Source organism: Flavonifractor sp. AGMB03687, assembly GCF_017811815.1.
Lineage (GTDB): Bacteria > Bacillota > Clostridia > Oscillospirales > Oscillospiraceae > Flavonifractor.
On the sequence record NZ_JADKZI010000005.1, the window covers coordinates 30,721 to 46,296 of the forward strand.

The 15,576-nt window shown below is 63.3% G+C and carries 16 protein-coding genes; 13 read left to right on the forward strand and 3 right to left on the reverse strand.

The features are described 5' to 3' along the window. Window positions 1-24: 24 nt before the first annotated feature. Window positions 25-1,218, reverse strand: coding sequence for a DapH/DapD/GlmU-related protein (locus tag J9789_RS11590; protein ID WP_209345582.1), 1,194 nt, complete (start codon window positions 1,216-1,218; stop codon window positions 25-27). A gap of 203 nt (window positions 1,219-1,421) precedes the next feature. Then, entirely contained in the window at window positions 1,422-1,913 is a 492-nt protein-coding gene (locus J9789_RS11595; RefSeq protein ID WP_209345585.1) for an HD domain-containing protein, read from the reverse strand. A 228-nt stretch (window positions 1,914-2,141) separates the two neighbouring features. Between J9789_RS11595 and J9789_RS11600 the strand changes: the two genes are divergently transcribed. The 12 genes from J9789_RS11600 to J9789_RS11655 all read left to right on the forward strand — a co-directional run bounded on the left by J9789_RS11600 (window position 2,142) and on the right by J9789_RS11655 (window position 14,004). Next, the gene (locus tag J9789_RS11600) at window positions 2,142-3,401 is read left to right on the forward strand and encodes an acetyl-CoA C-acetyltransferase (protein WP_209345587.1); all 1,260 of its coding nucleotides are present in this window, start codon (window positions 2,142-2,144) and stop codon (window positions 3,399-3,401) included. 66 nt (window positions 3,402-3,467) lie between these two features. Next, window positions 3,468-4,160: a 3-oxoacid CoA-transferase subunit A gene (locus tag J9789_RS11605; RefSeq protein ID WP_209345589.1), complete on the forward strand. Its 693-nt coding sequence runs from the start codon at window positions 3,468-3,470 to the stop codon at window positions 4,158-4,160. After that, window positions 4,160-4,819 carry a 3-oxoacid CoA-transferase subunit B gene (locus tag J9789_RS11610; RefSeq protein WP_209345591.1) on the forward strand — a complete coding sequence of 220 codons (660 nt, stop codon included), beginning with the start codon at window positions 4,160-4,162 and terminating at the stop codon, window positions 4,817-4,819. Before J9789_RS11605 ends, J9789_RS11610 begins: the two co-directional genes overlap by 1 nt. A 170-nt stretch (window positions 4,820-4,989) precedes the next feature. Then, window positions 4,990-5,379, forward strand: coding sequence for a GntR family transcriptional regulator (locus tag J9789_RS11615; RefSeq protein ID WP_209345593.1), 390 nt, complete (start codon window positions 4,990-4,992; stop codon window positions 5,377-5,379). Beyond that, window positions 5,376-6,278: an ABC transporter ATP-binding protein gene (locus tag J9789_RS11620; RefSeq protein ID WP_209345595.1), complete on the forward strand. Its 903-nt coding sequence runs from the start codon at window positions 5,376-5,378 to the stop codon at window positions 6,276-6,278. Before J9789_RS11615 ends, J9789_RS11620 begins: the two co-directional genes overlap by 4 nt. Next, the gene (locus J9789_RS11625; protein ID WP_209345597.1) at window positions 6,253-8,184 is read left to right on the forward strand and encodes a hypothetical protein; all 1,932 of its coding nucleotides are present in this window, start codon (window positions 6,253-6,255) and stop codon (window positions 8,182-8,184) included. Before J9789_RS11620 ends, J9789_RS11625 begins: the two co-directional genes overlap by 26 nt. 160 nt (window positions 8,185-8,344) lie before the next feature. Continuing rightward, window positions 8,345-9,811: a pyridoxal-phosphate dependent enzyme gene (locus J9789_RS11630; protein ID WP_209345599.1), complete on the forward strand. Its 1,467-nt coding sequence runs from the start codon at window positions 8,345-8,347 to the stop codon at window positions 9,809-9,811. Between the two features lie 14 nt (window positions 9,812-9,825). Further along, entirely contained in the window at window positions 9,826-11,064 is a 1,239-nt protein-coding gene (locus J9789_RS11635; RefSeq protein ID WP_209345601.1) for a threonine synthase, read from the forward strand. A gap of 29 nt (window positions 11,065-11,093) precedes the next feature. Further along, window positions 11,094-11,447, forward strand: coding sequence for a hypothetical protein (locus J9789_RS11640; protein ID WP_209345603.1), 354 nt, complete (start codon window positions 11,094-11,096; stop codon window positions 11,445-11,447). A gap of 28 nt (window positions 11,448-11,475) precedes the next feature. Next, entirely contained in the window at window positions 11,476-12,858 is a 1,383-nt protein-coding gene (gene hydA / locus J9789_RS11645) for a dihydropyrimidinase (protein WP_209345604.1), read from the forward strand. Then, window positions 12,855-13,418, forward strand: coding sequence for a nucleotidyltransferase family protein (locus tag J9789_RS11650; RefSeq protein ID WP_245185244.1), 564 nt, complete (start codon window positions 12,855-12,857; stop codon window positions 13,416-13,418). The genes hydA and J9789_RS11650 overlap by 4 nt, the downstream gene beginning before the upstream one ends. 208 nt (window positions 13,419-13,626) lie before the next feature. Further along, window positions 13,627-14,004, forward strand: a complete 378-nt coding sequence (locus J9789_RS11655) for a hypothetical protein (RefSeq protein WP_209345605.1) — start codon at window positions 13,627-13,629, stop codon at window positions 14,002-14,004. Between the two features lie 419 nt (window positions 14,005-14,423). Here J9789_RS11655 and J9789_RS11660 read toward each other — a convergent pair whose 3' ends face one another. After that, the gene (locus J9789_RS11660; RefSeq protein ID WP_209345615.1) at window positions 14,424-14,867 is read right to left on the reverse strand and encodes a nucleoside deaminase; all 444 of its coding nucleotides are present in this window, start codon (window positions 14,865-14,867) and stop codon (window positions 14,424-14,426) included. 135 nt (window positions 14,868-15,002) lie between these two features. On the opposite strand from J9789_RS11660, the gene J9789_RS11665 reads away from it, so the two are divergent. After that, complete coding sequence (locus tag J9789_RS11665; RefSeq protein WP_348633684.1) at window positions 15,003-15,575, forward strand: manganese efflux pump MntP family protein; 573 nt, start codon at window positions 15,003-15,005, stop codon at window positions 15,573-15,575. Window position 15,576 lies beyond the last annotated feature (1 nt).

Consider the following 15,576-nt stretch of genomic DNA (forward strand, 5'->3'; position numbering starts at 1 on the left):
TTTGTCCCCCTCCAGGGGACGGGTTCACTTTCTTCTGGAACGGCGGCGGGCGGCCCACTGCTTCTTCACTGTCTGGCGGGGCCGGGCGATGGCCAGGGAGTCGGCGGGCACCTCGTCGGTGATGGTGGAACCGGCGGCGGTGTAGGCGCCGTCGCCCACCCGAACGGGAGCCACCAGATTGGTGTTGCAGCCGATGAAGGCGTCGTCTCCGATGGTGGTGCGGTACTTGCTGATGCCGTCATAGTTGACGGTGACGGTGCCGCAGCCGAAGTTGACCCGGCAACCCACGTCGGAGTCGCCCACGTAGGTCAGGTGGGAGATCTTGGTGCCGTCGCCGATGGTGGAGTTCTTCAGCTCCACGAAGTCGCCCACCTTCACGTTGGCGCCCACGTGGCAGTTGGGACGGATGTAGGCAAAGGGGCCGATCTTGGTACCGGCGTCCACGGTGCTCTCATTGATCTGGGAGGCGTTGACCACCACATTGTCCCCCACGGTGCAGTCCCGCACCATAGCGTTGGGACCCAGCTCGCAGCCGGTGCCAATGACGGTCTCACCCCGCAGGATGGTGCCGGGCAGGATCACCGTGTCCTTGCCCACCTTGACCCGGGGTCCCACATAGCAGGTGTTGGGGTCCAGGATGCGCACGCCGCCCTCCAGCAGGCGGTAGGCGCCGTAGTTGCGGGCGGTAAGCTCCGCCTCCACCCGGCCCTCAGGGCTGCCCTTGAGCACCGCAGCGCTCTGATACCAGATGCTGCGGCCGCCCAGCTTGTCGGCGTTCTCCTTCAAAGCCTCGTCCAGGCCGCTGCCGTCGGCCAGGGCCTGGGCCAGCAGGGCCGCGTCGATGCGGCACACGCCGGTATCCTTATTGTCCAGCGGTCCGGAGCAGTTGTCGTCCACCAGCTGGCGGGCGCTCTGCCAGGAGAGAAGCACCGGCCGGGTAAATACCAGCACCTTGCCCTCCAGCCGGGCCAGAAAATCCATCAGCTGCTCCAGGGCATCCCCGGTGCTGCCGGTGACGAACTCGGTACCCTCAGGGAAGCAGGCCTGGGCCTTCTCCCGGTCATCGCTGTGGCAGACCACAAAAAACTGTTCCACCCCGGCGGACTCCAGCGCCTCGGTCAGCCAGAGAGCCGCCGGATCAAAGAGCAGCTCCTCCAGCATCCGTGACGGGCCGGTCCCCTCCCGGGGCAGGAACACTACCGCTCCAGTCGCGCTCATACTTGAGATCACCTCAAACACAATGGATTTGCCTGCCCGCTCAGGGAGAGCGGGCCGTGATCAGGCCAATTTTATGATTCATTGTAATTATAGCAAAGTGACGGAGAAAATGCATCGGAATTTTCAAAAAAAGCCGGCATTTTTTCCAACTTGGGACCCTTGCACAATTTCCCCGTCGTCCTTTACCTCTTCTTTACCAAATTTCAACGGAAGGCTCTGGCAGGGGTGCAGGCCAGCCGGTAGAGCTCCAGCCGCCGCCAGATCCCCAGCACCTCCGCCGTGGCGCACAGCTTGTCAGCCAGGCATACCGCCGCCGCCGTCCGGCTGCGGGGGGCCCGGGGGGCCAGGGGCCACATGTGGGCCAGAATGCCGTTCTCCTCCTGGGGGCTCAGCTCCCCGCACAGGGCCCGGGCGTTGCGGGCCGCCGCCAGGGGGTGGGCAAAGCACTGCTTGTAGGAGGGCAGGCTCTTGGGATCGTAAAGGTAGAGGTCGTGGAGCAGCCCCGCCCGGGCCGCCCCCCGCCGGTCTCCCCGCCAGCGCTCCGCCAGCCGGAAGGCTACGTAGGACACAAACAGACTGTGCTCAAAGCAGGACACCCCCGGGTGGTGGCGGATCTCCTTCATGGCCTGTACCTGCGGGTCGGCCAGCAGCTCCCCCACGCAGTCCAGATAGGCCGCCCAGTGTTCTTCCCGCATGGGTCCATACCTCCTTTCCCGGTGTCTCCGGTCTCAGATATCCTTATTATATCCCCCCGTCTCTCCACCCGCAACCCTATCCTGTCTCTGTGCCTCTGGTACAAACTGGATACCCCCTGCTTCCAGCCGCTTCCACACTTTCCACAGTTGATTTTTACTAATGGCGGATGTATAATGAAACGAAGGGTTTATTAGGGGAGAAAACGAAAAAATCTGGAGGTCAAACACATGAAAGAAGTCTATGTTGTCAACTGTTGCCGCACCGCCGTGGGCTCCTTTGGCGGCAGCCTGAAGGACACCCCCGCCACTGATCTGGGCGCCGTGGTGGTCAAGGAAGTCCTGAATCGGGCCGGCGTGAAGCCCGAGCAGGTGGACGAGCTGATGTTCGGCTGCATCCTGACCGCTGCCCAGGGCCAGAACCCCGCCCGTCAGGTGGGCGTGAAGGCCGGTCTGCCCTACTCCGTGCCCGCCTACACCGTGGGTATGGTGTGCGGCTCCGGTATGAAGAGCGTCATTGAGGGCGCCCGTGCCATCCTGGCCGGCGACGCCGACGTCATCGTGGCCGGCGGCACCGAGAACATGTCCGCCGCTCCCTACGCTCTGCCCGCTGAGCGCTGGGGCGCCCGCATGGGCGACAAGAAGGTCGTCGACACCATGATCAAGGACGGCCTGTGGGACGCTTATAACAACTATCACATGGGCACCACCGCCGAGAACATCGCCGACGTGTGGGGCATCACCCGCGAGGAGATGGACGCCTTCGCCGTGTCCTCTCAGAACAAGACCGAGGCTGCTCAGGCTGCCGGTAAGTTCGTGGACGAGATCGTCCCCGTGATGGTGAAGAAGAAGAAGGAAATGGTCGAGTTCAAGGTGGACGAGTTCCCCAAGGCCGGCGTGACCATGGAGTCCGTCTCCAAGCTGCGCGGCGCCTTCCCCGCCGGTCCCGAGGGCGTGGAGGACGAGATCGTCCATACCTTTGAGGTCACTCAGGTCCACGAGGCTGACGCCAAGAAGCACGTTCAGCGCGTGACCGCTGCCAACGCCTCCGGCATCAACGACGGCGCTGCCGCCATCCTGCTGGCTTCCGGCGAGGCGGTTGAGAAGTACGGCCTGAAGCCCATGGCCAAGCTGATCGGCTGGGGCCAGGGCGGCGTGGATCCCAAGATCATGGGCGTGGGCCCCGTGCCCGCTTCCCGCAACGCCATGGCCAAGGCCGGCGTGACCATCGAGGACATCGACCTGGTGGAGGCCAACGAGGCCTTTGCCGCTCAGTCCATCGCTGTGGCCCGTGAGCTGGGCTTCGACATGGACAAGGTCAACGTCAACGGCGGCGCCATCTCCATCGGCCACCCCGTGGGCGCTTCCGGCGCTCGTATCATCGTCACCCTGCTGCACGAGATGCAGAAGCGCGACGATGCCAAGAAGGGTCTGGCTACCCTGTGCATCGGCGGCGGCATGGGTGTCGCTACCATCTTCGAGAAGTGCTGATTTGTCCGCGCCGGGGCGGCGATGCCGCCCCGGCCGGCCTCTACTTTATATTAGGAGGGTTATATCGTGCGCAACAAGATCATTTCTGTTGAGGAAGCCGTGAACATGATTCCCGACGGCGCTACCATCATGTACGGCGGTTTCCTGGGCTGCGGCAGCGCCCATCATATCATTGAGGGTCTGGCCAAGAAGGGCACCAAGGACCTGACCATCATCGGCAACGACTGCGGCATGGCCGTGGGTCCCAACGGTGAGGAGTTCTACGGCGTGGCCAAGCTGGTCCACAACCACCAGGTCAAGCACGTCATCGCCACTCACGTGGGCATGACCCCCGACGTGGGCACCCAGGGCATGGTGGAGAAGACCCTGACCGTGGATCTGATCCCCCAGGGCTCTCTGGCCGAGATGATCCGTGCCGGCGGCGCCGGTCTGGGCGGCGTGCTCACCCCCACCGGCGTGGGCACCATCGTGGAGGATTCCCCCTACTGCCTGGGCAAGCAGACCATCGACGGCAAGGACTACCTGCTGATGAAGCCCATCCGTGCCGACTTCGCCCTGATCGGCGGTCACATGATCGACAAGTTCGGCAACATCTGGTACAAGGGCACCACCCGTAACTTCAACATCGTGATGGCCACCGCCGCTGACGTGGTCATCGCCGAGGCCGACAACGTGGTCGAGGTGGGCGATATCCAGCCCGAGAACGTGGTCACCTCCGGCGCCTTTGTCAATTACATCGTGGATGGAGGGAAGCTGTAATGGAGAAGTCTGAGATCAAGGCCTTTATCGCCAAGCGCGTTGCTAAGGAGCTGAAGGACGGCGACGTGGTCAACCTGGGCATCGGTCTGCCCACCATGATTCCCGCCTTCCTGCCCGAGGGGGTCCACGTGATCCTCCAGTCCGAGAACGGCATCATCGGCACCGGCCCCAAGCCCACTCCCGAGCAGGCCGACCCCAAGTACAAGATCGACGCCGGCGGTTCTCCCGCTCAGGCTGACACCTTCGGCTGCTACATCGACTCCGCCACTTCCTTCGGCTTCATCCGCGGCGGCCACGTCAACGCCACCATCCTGGGCGGCCTGGAGGTCGACGAGGAGGGCTCCCTGTCCAACTGGATCATCCCCGGCAAGAAGATGCCCGGCATGGGCGGCGCCATGGACCTGCTGGTGGGCGCCAAGGAAGTCATCGTTGCCATGGAGCACACCGCCAAGGGCAATCCCAAGATCCTGAAGAAGTGCCGTCTTCCCTACACCGCCGTGCACTGCATCACCAAGATCATCACTGAGATGGCCGTGATCAACGTGACCGACAAGGGTCTGGAGCTGGTGGAGTACAACCCCGAGTTCACCGTGGAGCAGATCCAGGCTGCCACCGAGGCTACCCTGATCGTCTCCCCCGACCTGAAGCCCATGTGCTAATCGGCTTAACGCCACATACCAACGTCCCGCGGGAAACCGCGGGACGTTTTTTTACGTCCGCCGAAAACCGGAAGAAAATCGTTATACTTTTTTAAAGATTTCTCCCCCGTGTCCCGTGTATACTGACTGTACTAAGATGTGTCATACACTTCCGGAAAGGAGATGCCAGGATGATCCAGCTCAATTACCGGGACGCCCGGCCCATCTATGAACAGGTGAAAGATGGACTGCGGCACCTGGTGGTGACGGGTGCGCTCCAGGCGGGGGACAAACTGCCCTCGGTGCGGGCGCTTGCCACGTCGCTGGCCATCAACCCCAATACCATTCAACGTGCCTATGAATCCCTGGAACGGGAGGGCTATCTGTACACCGTGGCAGGCAAGGGCTCCTTCGCCGCCCCCCACGCCGACGTCAACGCCGACCGGCGGGAGCGACTGCTGAAGGACTTCGACGCCTCGGCGGCGGAACTGCTGTTTCTGGGCATGACGGCGGGCGAACTGGCCCGCCGTCTGGACGAGGCCGCCGCCCGGCAGGCGGTCAGAGAGGAGAGGAAACCATGATCGAAGCCAAAAACGTGGTCAAGACCTTTGACGGCTTTCGGGCCCTGGACGGCCTGACCATGACGGTACCCCAGGGCTCCATCTACGGCCTGGTGGGCCCCAACGGCGCGGGCAAGTCCACCCTGCTGCGCCACGTCACCGGGGTCTACCGGCAGGATTCCGGCTCGGTGCTGCTGGACGGCAACCCCATCTACGAAAACCCCGCCGCCAAGGCCCGCATTGCCGATATCCCCGACGAGCTGTACTACTTCCTGTCCGCCTCCACCCGGGACATGATGCGCTTTTACAGGGGCTTTTATCCCCGGTTCGACCTCAAGCGCTACGAGGCCCTGAAGGACGTGTTCACCACCGTGGACGAGAAGCAGCCCATCCGCCGCCTGTCCAAGGGCATGCAGAAGCAGTCCGCCTTCTGGCTGGCTCTGTGCTGTCGCCCTGACGTGCTGGTGCTGGATGAGCCGGTAGACGGCCTGGACCCGGTGATGCGCCGCCAGGTGTGGTCCCTCCTCATGGGCGACGTGGCCGAGCACGGCACCACGGTGCTGGTGTCCTCCCACAACCTGCGGGAGCTGGAGGACGTGTGCGACCATGTGGGTATCCTGTCCCACGGCAAGGTGCTCATCGAGCGCTCCCTGTCCGACCTGCAGGAAAACGTGGTCAAGATGCAGATCGTCTTCCAGGAGCGGGAGCTGCCCCAGCTGCCCGAGGACCTGGAGGTGCTCCACGTGTCCCATGTGGGCCGCATCCACACCCTCATCATCCGGGGCAATGCCACCGACATTACCAACCGTCTGGCGGTGCACGCCCCCATCCTGATGGAGGCCCTGCCCCTGACCCTGGAGGAGATCTTTATTTATGAGCTGGGAGGTGAGGACTATGCGGTCCGGGACATCGTACTTTAATCTGACCCTGGTAGGGAAAAATCTGGCCCGGTTCTGGCCCATCTGGGGTCTGTACACCCTGATCTGGGTGGTGCTGATGCCGGTAGGTATCCTGATTGAGCGGGACTACTGGACGGCCTATGAGGCCCGGGCCTATGCCCTGCGGCTCATCGGCGGCACCAGCCCCGCCCTGGTGCTGGCCTTTTGCTTCGGCATCCTGGCGGCCATGGCCGTGTTCTCCTACCTGTACTCCACCCGCTCGGTGGGCATGTTCCACGCCCTGCCCATGCGGCGGGAGGGGCTCTTCCTCACCAACTACCTGTCCGGCCTGGCCTTCCTCATCATCCCCAACATCGCCATCTTCCTGCTGGGTCTGGCGGCCGAGGCTCTCAACGGCAAGGTGGTGTTCAGCAGCCTGTTTACCTGGCTGATGGTCACCTGTCTGCTCTGCCTGTTCTTCTACTCCTTCGCCGTGTTCTGCGCCATGTTTACCGGTCATATCCTGGCCCTGCCCGCCTTCTATGTGATCCTCAGCTTCCTGGTGCCTACCCTGGCCTACCTGCTGGAGACCATCGCCCGGCAGTTCCTCTTCGGCTTTACCGGAGCGGCATGGATGGAGGAGGCCTCCGAGTGGTTCTCCCCCGCCCTCAAGCTGGCTCAGGACACCGTCAGCGCCCAAAACGACACCGTCGACGTCTATCAGTTCCGGGGCCTGGGCCTGGTAACCTTCTACGCCCTCATCGGCCTGGTACTGGCCGGAGTGGCCCTGGCTCTCTACCGCCGCCGCCACCTGGAGCGGGCGGGTGACGTGATCACCGTGGGCTGGATGCGCCCGGTGTTCCGCTACGGCGTGTCCCTGTGCGCCGCCGTGGCCCTTGGCACCTTCTTCTACTCCATCTTCTACGCCCTGCTCCCCACCAGTCCCTGGATCCTGCTGGGCTGGATGCTGCTGTGGGGCGCCGCCGGCTGCTTCATTGCCGAGATGCTGCTGCGCAAGCGGTTCTGGGTCTTCAAGAGCAGCTGGAAGGGCTGCGTGGTCTTCCTGCTGTGCCTGTGCGTGGGCATGGGGACCCTGGAGCTGGACGTGATGGGCTTTGAGACCGCAGTGCCCAACGCCGCTCAGGTGGAGAGCGTACGCATCTACGGCCCGGACACCAACCCCCGGGACGGCGGCAACGACAACCTGATCTCCGACAACCCCGAGGTGATCCAGGACGTGCTGGACCTGCACACCGCCATTACCCAGCAGAAGGACGCCCTGGAGGCCTGGCAGAGCCAGAGCGGCACCTCCGAGGTGTGGACCACCGGCACCGACGGTGTGGACCTGCAGGTGGGCACCTCCCACAGCCTGATCTTCACGTATAACATGAAGGACGGCTCGGTGATCCAGCGCAAGTACGCCTTCCCCACCACCGCCTCCGACCTGGAGGATCCCAACAGCCTCTCCTCCAAGCTCACCGCCATTCTCAACCGGACCGACGTGGTGTATAACAGCTACTTCGGCGACGTGCAGCCGGAGGACCAGCTGGCCAGCGTGGCCATCGTCAACCTCTACAATCCGGAGGAGGACACCTACGGCTTTGAGTATCTGCCCACCGAGCTGCTGGAGCCCCTGATGGAGGCCATCAAGACCGACATCGCCGAGGGCAACCTGGGCCGCCGCTATCTGCTGGAGGACCGGGAGCGGATGGACAACTGCTGCTACGCCGACCTGGAGCTCACCTACCGGATGCCCGCGGAAAGTTCCTCCGGCATCGCCAGCAGTGCCGACTCCGAGTACGGCCCCACGGCCAATGCTACCCAGGAATACACCTACACCGTTACCATCACCCTGCAGAAGAGCGCCGTCCACACCCTGGAGGTGCTCAAGGACTACCCCAACGCCTTCCTGTCCCAGGCGGAAGTGCAGTTGGCAAACAAAGACTGAATCCCGTTTCCAAGGAGCGCGCCGCCCAAAGCGGCGCGCTCCTTTGTTGCCTCTCCACAAATCCGACGGTCTTTTTCCCAGTGACGTGGGATACTTTTCCTTGATTTCTCAGCGTCATGTGCTATCATGTTGGTAAGTATCTCGGTAAGGAGGCCTGTATATGATCGACCTGACCGTACACCGCCAGGCCCTGGAGCATAACATCCGTATTGCCCGGGAAAACGGCGTCGTTATCCCCACCTTTGAAAATATGATCCATCCGGAGACGGTGCCCCAGCCCATTCAGGACCGGCTCACCCATGTGGGTCTGTGGGATGTGGACCCGGCCAACCTCTTCCGCATCACCTGGAAGAACCAGCCCATCCCCACCGGCGGGCTGTACCGCTCCGCCCCCAACTACATCGAGCTGCCCCCCGCCCTCACCGGCGTGCCCGCCCGCATCCTGTGCCTGCCGGGCAAGTGGTTCCCCACCGGCTGCCACAAGGTGGGCGCCTCCTTCGGCTGTCTGGCCCCCCGTCTGGTCACCGGCCAGTTTGACGCCGCCAGTCAGAAGGCAGTGTGGCCCTCCACCGGCAACTACTGCCGGGGCGGCGCCTTCAACTCCCGGCTGCTGGGCGTCCACGGCGTGGCCATCCTGCCCGCCGGCATGAGCCAGGAGCGCTTTGACTGGCTGGCCTCCATCGACGCTGACGTCATCAAGACCCCCGGCTCCGAGTCCAACGTAAAGGAGATCTTTGACAAGACCAACGAGCTGAGCCGGGACCCCTCCTGCATGATTTTCAACCAGTTTGCCGAGATGGGCAACCACCTGTGGCACTACAAGGTCACCGGTGCGGCGGTGGCCGAAGCCTTTGAGGACGCCAAGCGCCCCGGCGACAAGCTGGCGGGCGCCTGCTTCACCTCCGGCTCGGCGGGCACCATCGGCTGCGGTGACTACCTGAAGGAAGTCTACCCCGCCATGAAGCTGGCGGTGGGCGAGGCCGTCCAGTGCCCCACCATCCTGAACAACGGCTTTGGCGACCATCGGGTGGAGGGCATCGGCGACAAGCACGTGCCCTGGATCCACGACGTGAAGAACACCGACATGGTCATTGACGTGGACGACAACGACGCCATGGCCCTGCTGCGGCTCTTCAACGAGCCGGCGGGCAAGGCTCAGCTCATCGAGGCTGGCGTGGACCCCCAGCTGGTGGAGTCCCTGGCGCTCATGGGCATCTCGGGCATCGCCAACGTGCTGTGCTGCATCAAGATGGCCAAGTATTACGAGCTCACCGAGCACGACGTGGTGTGCACCGTCCTCACCGACTCGGCGGATATGTACCGCTCCCGTCTGGCGGAGCTGACCCAGCAGCTGGGCGAATATGACGCCAAGGCCGCCGCCTACGACTTCGCCCTTCACCTGATGGGCCTGAAGACCGACTGCATGGCGGAGCTGGGCTACTACGACCGCAAGAGGGTCCACAACCTGAAGTATTACACCTGGGTGGAGCAGCAGGGCAAGACCACCGAAGAGCTGGACGCCCTGTGGTACGGCACCGAGTGGGCCGACGTCCACAGCCAGGCCGACGCCCTGGATGAGCTGATCCGGGCCTTCAACGAAGAAACCGGGGTGCTGAAGGGCCTGTAAAAGGAGGTTCCTCCATGAAATACGTTCTGGGCGCCAAGTGCGTCAAATGCGGCAGGGAATACGCCGCCGTCCCCGACCTCACCACCTGCTCCTGCGGGGGTATCCTGGACATCCAATACGACTATGCCGCCCTCCGCCGGGATCTTTCCCGGGAAATGCTGGCCAACAATCCCGACCGGTCCATGTGGCGGTACCGGCCCCTGCTGCCCATTGAGGAGGATTCCGCTCCCCCGCCCCTGCGGGTGGGCTGGTCTCCCCTCTATGAGGCGGACCGTCTGGGGGCCGAGCTGGGGCTGAAAAAGCTATACATCAAGGATGACGGCCAGAACCCCACCGCCTCTCTGAAGGACCGGGCCTCCGCCCTGGCGGTGGTCAAGGCCCGAGAGGCGGGGGCGGACACCATCGCCTGCTCCTCCACCGGCAACGCCGCCTCCTCCCTGGCGGGCAACGCCGCCGCGGCGGGCCTGCGCACCTATATCTTCGTGCCCAGCCGGGCCCCCAAGGGCAAGGTGGCCCAGCTGCGTATCTTCGGCTCCACCGTCATCAGCGTGGACGGCTCCTATGAGGACACCTTCGAGCTGTCCAAGGCCGCCATCGACAAGTGGGGCTGGTACAACCGCAACGCCGCCATCAACCCCTACCTGTCCGAGGGCAAAAAGACAGTGACTTTAGAAATTATGGAGCAGCTGAACTGGCAGGTGCCCGACTACATCGCCCTCTCCGTGGGGGACGGCTGCACCATCGCCGGCGCCTGGAAGGGCCTTGTGGACCTCTGCGAGGTGGGGCTTATCGACAAGCTGCCCAAGCTCATCGCCGTCCAGGCGGAGGGCTGCTGCCCCCTGAACCGGGCCATCCAGACCGGAGAGCCCTGGTCCCCCATGGAGGAAAACACCCTGGCCGACTCCATCGCCGTGGGGGTGCCCCGCAACCCGGACAAGGCCCTCAATGCCATCCGGGCCTCGGACGGCGTGGCCGTCAACGTGTCCGATGAGGAGATCCTGGCCGCCATGCGCCTGCTGGGCCGCACCCAGGGGGTGTTCGGCGAGCCCGCCGGGGTCACCGGTACCGCCGGTGTTAAGAAGGCCCTGGAGCTGGGCCTCATCTCTCCCGACAGCACCGTGGTGAGCATCGTCACCGGCAACGGTCTGAAGGACGTACAAAACGGCATCAAGGCCGCCGGAGAGCCCATGCTGGTGAAACCGGACATGGACGCCCTCCTCTCTGCCTTTGATCAGGCGGGCATCCGCCCCTGAAATCCACCAAAGAAAGGAAATCTACCACTATGAACGAACGTGCCGCCAAGGTCGGCGTCTGGGCCTACCTGCTCTTTACCGTGGCCAGCTTTGCTCTGGCTCTCTTCTACCTGCTGAACGGAGGCTTCCGTTCCAATGTCTCTCTGGTCGCCCTGCCCGTGTGGATGGGCTACACCGCCTTCACCACCATCAAGAGCGTGGCCGACCTCATCGGCGCCCAGAACCGTACCGCCAATTTCACCCGCATGCTGGACCGCTGGGAGGACACCTTCGGCAAGCGGAGCTCCGCCCTGGTGCTGCTGGCCTTCATGACCATCGTCACCGGCGCCATCAAGCTGGCCGTGCCCTACATCCTGTTCCAGCTGGGTGTGCAGTTCGCCTGACGGACGCAGAAAGGAGCGTTTTCACAACATGTCTATCCTCATTCAGAATGGTACCCTGATCTGCCCGGAGGGCCCGGTGAAGGCCGACCTGCGGGTGGAGGGGAATAAAATCGCCGAGATCGGCCCCGCCCTCCCCGTGGGGGACAGCCAGGTCATCGACGCTGCGGGCAAGCTGGTCTTCCCCGGCTTTATCGATACCCACACCCACTTTGAAATGAACAAGGGCACCATCCGGGAGACCGCCGACAACTGGGAGAGCGGCACCCGGGCTGCCCTGGCCGGCGGCACCACCTGCGTGCTGGACTTTGCCGAGCCCGAGCGGGGCGCCTCCCTCCAGTCCGCTCTGGACGAGTGGCACGCCCGGGCCGACGGCCACGCCAGCTGCCACTACGGCTTCCACATGACCATCAAGGACTGGGACCCCCGCATCATCGCTGAAATCCCTCAGATGACCGCCCAGGGCGTCACCTCCTACAAGGTGTACCTGGCCTACGCCAACATCCGCATCTCCGACGGGGTGGCCTACGAGGTCATCAAGGCCGTGGGCAAGGAGGGCGGCGTGGTGGGCTGCCACTGTGAGAACGGCGACCTCATCGACCGGGCCATCGCCGAGCTGAAGGCCGCCGGCAAGCTCTCCCCCGCCAGCCATCCCCTGTCCCACACCGCCGTCATGGAGGCGGAGGCGGTGGACCGCTGGCTGGCCCTGGCCGAGCAGGCGGGCTATCCCGTCAATGTGGTCCACCTGTCCACCCAGCGGGGCCTGGAGGCCGCCCGTGCCGCCCGCAAGCGTGGCCAGAAGGTGTACCTGGAGTCCTGCCCCCAGTACTTCACCCTCACCGAGGACAAGTACCACCTGCCCGGCTTCGAGAGCGCCAAGTATGTGTGCGCCCCTCCCGCCCGGCCTCAGTCCGATGTGGACGCCCTGTGGGAGGCCCTGGAGAACGGGGAGATCGACACCATCGGCACCGACCACTGCTCCTTCAACTTCCATCCCACCAAGGAGCTGGGCAAGGATGACTTCTCCGCCATTCCCGGCGGCATCCCCGGCACCGAGCACCGGCCCCCCATCGTGTACACCTACGGCGTGAAGTCCGGCCGCATCACCCCCCATCAGATGATGCTGGCCCTGGCCCAGCACCCCGCCCAGCTCTTCGGCATGTTCCCCCAGAAAGGCGCTCTGGCGGTGGGCAGCGACGCCGATATCGTAATCTTTGATCCCGATTATACCTGGCGTATTACCGCCGAGGCCCAGTATCAGCGGGTGGACTACACCCCCTATGAGGGCATGGAGATGGCGGGCCGCACCGACACGGTGCTGCTGGACGGCCAGGTGGCGGTCCAGGACGGCAAGGTGGTCCACGAGGGTCTGGGTCACTATGTGTCCCGGGGCCCCTCCCAGTTCTGGCGATGAAGCGCATCGGCGCCGTGCTGCTGGCCTCCGGTCTGGGTCGGCGGTTCGGCTCCAACAAGCTATTGACGGCGGTAGAGGGGATACCCCTCTACCGCCGCGCCATGACCACCCTGGCGGGGGCAGATCTGGACCGGCTGGCGGTGTGCTCCCCCTATCCGGAGGTGCTGGAGGCCGGGGAGGCGCTGGGCTTCCTCCCCCTGTACAACCCCCACGGAGCCGAGGGCATTTCGGCCTCCATCCGCCTGGGGGTGTCCCGCATGAGGGACATGGACGGGGTGCTCTTTTCGGTGTGCGACCAGCCATTTCTGACCACGAATAGTATTATCCGTCTAAAAGATGCCTTTCAGGAATCAGAAGACGCCATCTGCGCCCTGTCCTGGGGCGGGAAACGGGGTAATCCGGTCCTCTTCCCTGCTGACCTGCTGGACGAGCTGGCCGCCCTCACCGGGGACACCGGCGGCGGCGCAGTCATCAAGCGCCACCCCTCCCGGCTGGTGCTGGTGGAGGCAGTTTCCCCAAGGGAGCTGGCGGATGTGGATAAACCGGAGGATTTGGGCTGAACATGCGGGGACGGCAAATTGCTGTCCCCGTTTTTTCCACACGCCCTGGATGCAGGTTGTGCATTCCTTTCACCCCCGTGCTTTTTTTAAGTTTTCTTTCAGATTGTCAACAATCCTTCGCCATGGTATAATCTTACTTACGAAATAAACGGATTTCGTTTCTTTCGTGCCTGCCCCTATAGCATCTGAATGAGAAAGGATGGATACTATGAAGAAGCGCGCATTGACTTTCCTCCTGGCCCTTGCCATGATCGTCAGCCTGGCCGCCTGCGGCGGTGGCGGCAGCAGCGCTGCCGGTTCCTACAAGCTGACCGAGATGAACGCCGCCGGCGTCAACATGAACCTGGATGAGCTGGCTGCCTCCGCCGGTGTGGAGTTCAACATCGTCCTGGAGCTGAAGGACGACGGCAACTTTGCTCTGGATATGTCCGCCCTGGGCCAGAGCGAGAGCGTATCCGGCACCTGGAAGGCCGACGGCAATAATCTGGTTCTGTCCTCTGAGGGCGAGGATCTGCCCGTCACCTTTGACGGCAAGACCATCGTCATGGAGCAGGACGGCCAGTCCCTCACCTTCGAGAAGCAGTAATCCGTTCCATAAAACAGCACCGGGCTGCCGCAGATTGCGGCAGCCCGGTTTTTTGCTGCAGAACGGCAGAGGCCGGACGCCCGCTCCTGGCGTCCGGCCTCTGCCGAAGGAAAGAGGATACAATGAAATGAAAAGAAACTGTCTCTTGCGAGTATTATCATACCCAAGAGATGTTAACGAAAAAAACCGCAGGTGTTAAAAAACCGTTAAATCTGCGGCCCTTTTTGAAAAGATTGTGTCAAGACCTCCTCCGGGAAAAAGCGAAGCGGACAGCGTTGCGCTCGCTGTCCGCCTCATATGATTGGAGGATAGAATGAAAAGAAGCTTTGTCTCTTGCAAGTGTTATGCTACCAGGGGGTTGTTACAAAAGGTAGCGACGATTGTTACAAATCAATTAAATGTGCAGAAAACCCGCTCTTTTAACGCAAATTCTGGAAAAATTGCTGGAGCAGGTCGGTACACTGCTCTTCCAGCAGGCCGCCGTAGATCCGGGGATGGTGGTTGAACCGCTCCTCAAACAGGTTGAGCACCGAACCGCAGCACCCGGCCTTGTCGTCCTTGGCCCCGTAATACAGGGCGGGGATGCGGGCGTTAACGATGGCCCCGGCGCACATGGGGCAGGGCTCCAGAGTGACGTAGAGGGTGCAGCCGGTGAGCCGCCAGCCCCCCAGGGTGCGGCAGACCTGGTCGATGGCCTCGATCTCGGCGTGACCCAGGGCGGTGCGGCAGGTCTCCCGCCGGTTGCGGCCCTCCCCTACCACCTTGCCGTCCCGCACAATGACGCAGCCTACCGGCACCTCGCCTTCCGCCATGGCCTCTTTGGCCAGCTCCAGGGCGCGGGCCATGTAATCCCGGTGTTCCATCCGCTCTCCTCCTTCTCTGACAGGGCTTTCGAGGTCATGTGTCCTTATATTTGTTATAGCATAATTCCGGCTCCTATGCTATACTCTTTTAAGGAAACCAAACTTTTTTGCAAAGGAAACCAAACTTTTTTGCAGGTGATCATTTTGGTCGAAATATTTCTCATCGCTGTCAGTTTGGCCCTGGACGCCTTTGCCGTTTCGGTGTCCAGCGGCATCTCCATCCCCGGCTTCGGCGGCCGTCAGGCCGTGAAGATGGGCCTGTGGTTCGGCGGCTTCCAGTTCGGCATGCCTCTCATCGGCTGGCTGCTGGGCAGCAGCGTCAGCCGGTACATCGAGGCGGTAGACCACTGGGTGGCCTTCGCCCTGCTGGCCATCATCGGCGGGCGGATGGTGTGGGGCGCCCTGCGCCACGGCGCCGGTGACGAGGAGGAGGCTCCCTCCGACCTGTCCGCCAAGCGGCTGTGCCTGCTGGCCATCGCCACCAGCATCGACGCTCTGGCCGTGGGCGTGTCCATGGCCTTCATGAGCGTGCCGGTGCTCCTCTCCGCCGTGGTCATCGGCGTGGTGGCCTTTGTGCTGTCGGTGGTGGGCGGCCTGGCCGGCAAGCGGCTGGGCGCCCTGTTCCAGCGGCGGGCCGAGCTGGTGGGCGGCCTGGTGCTGGTGGGCATCGGACTGAAGATCCTGATCGAACATACGATGGGAGGCTGAA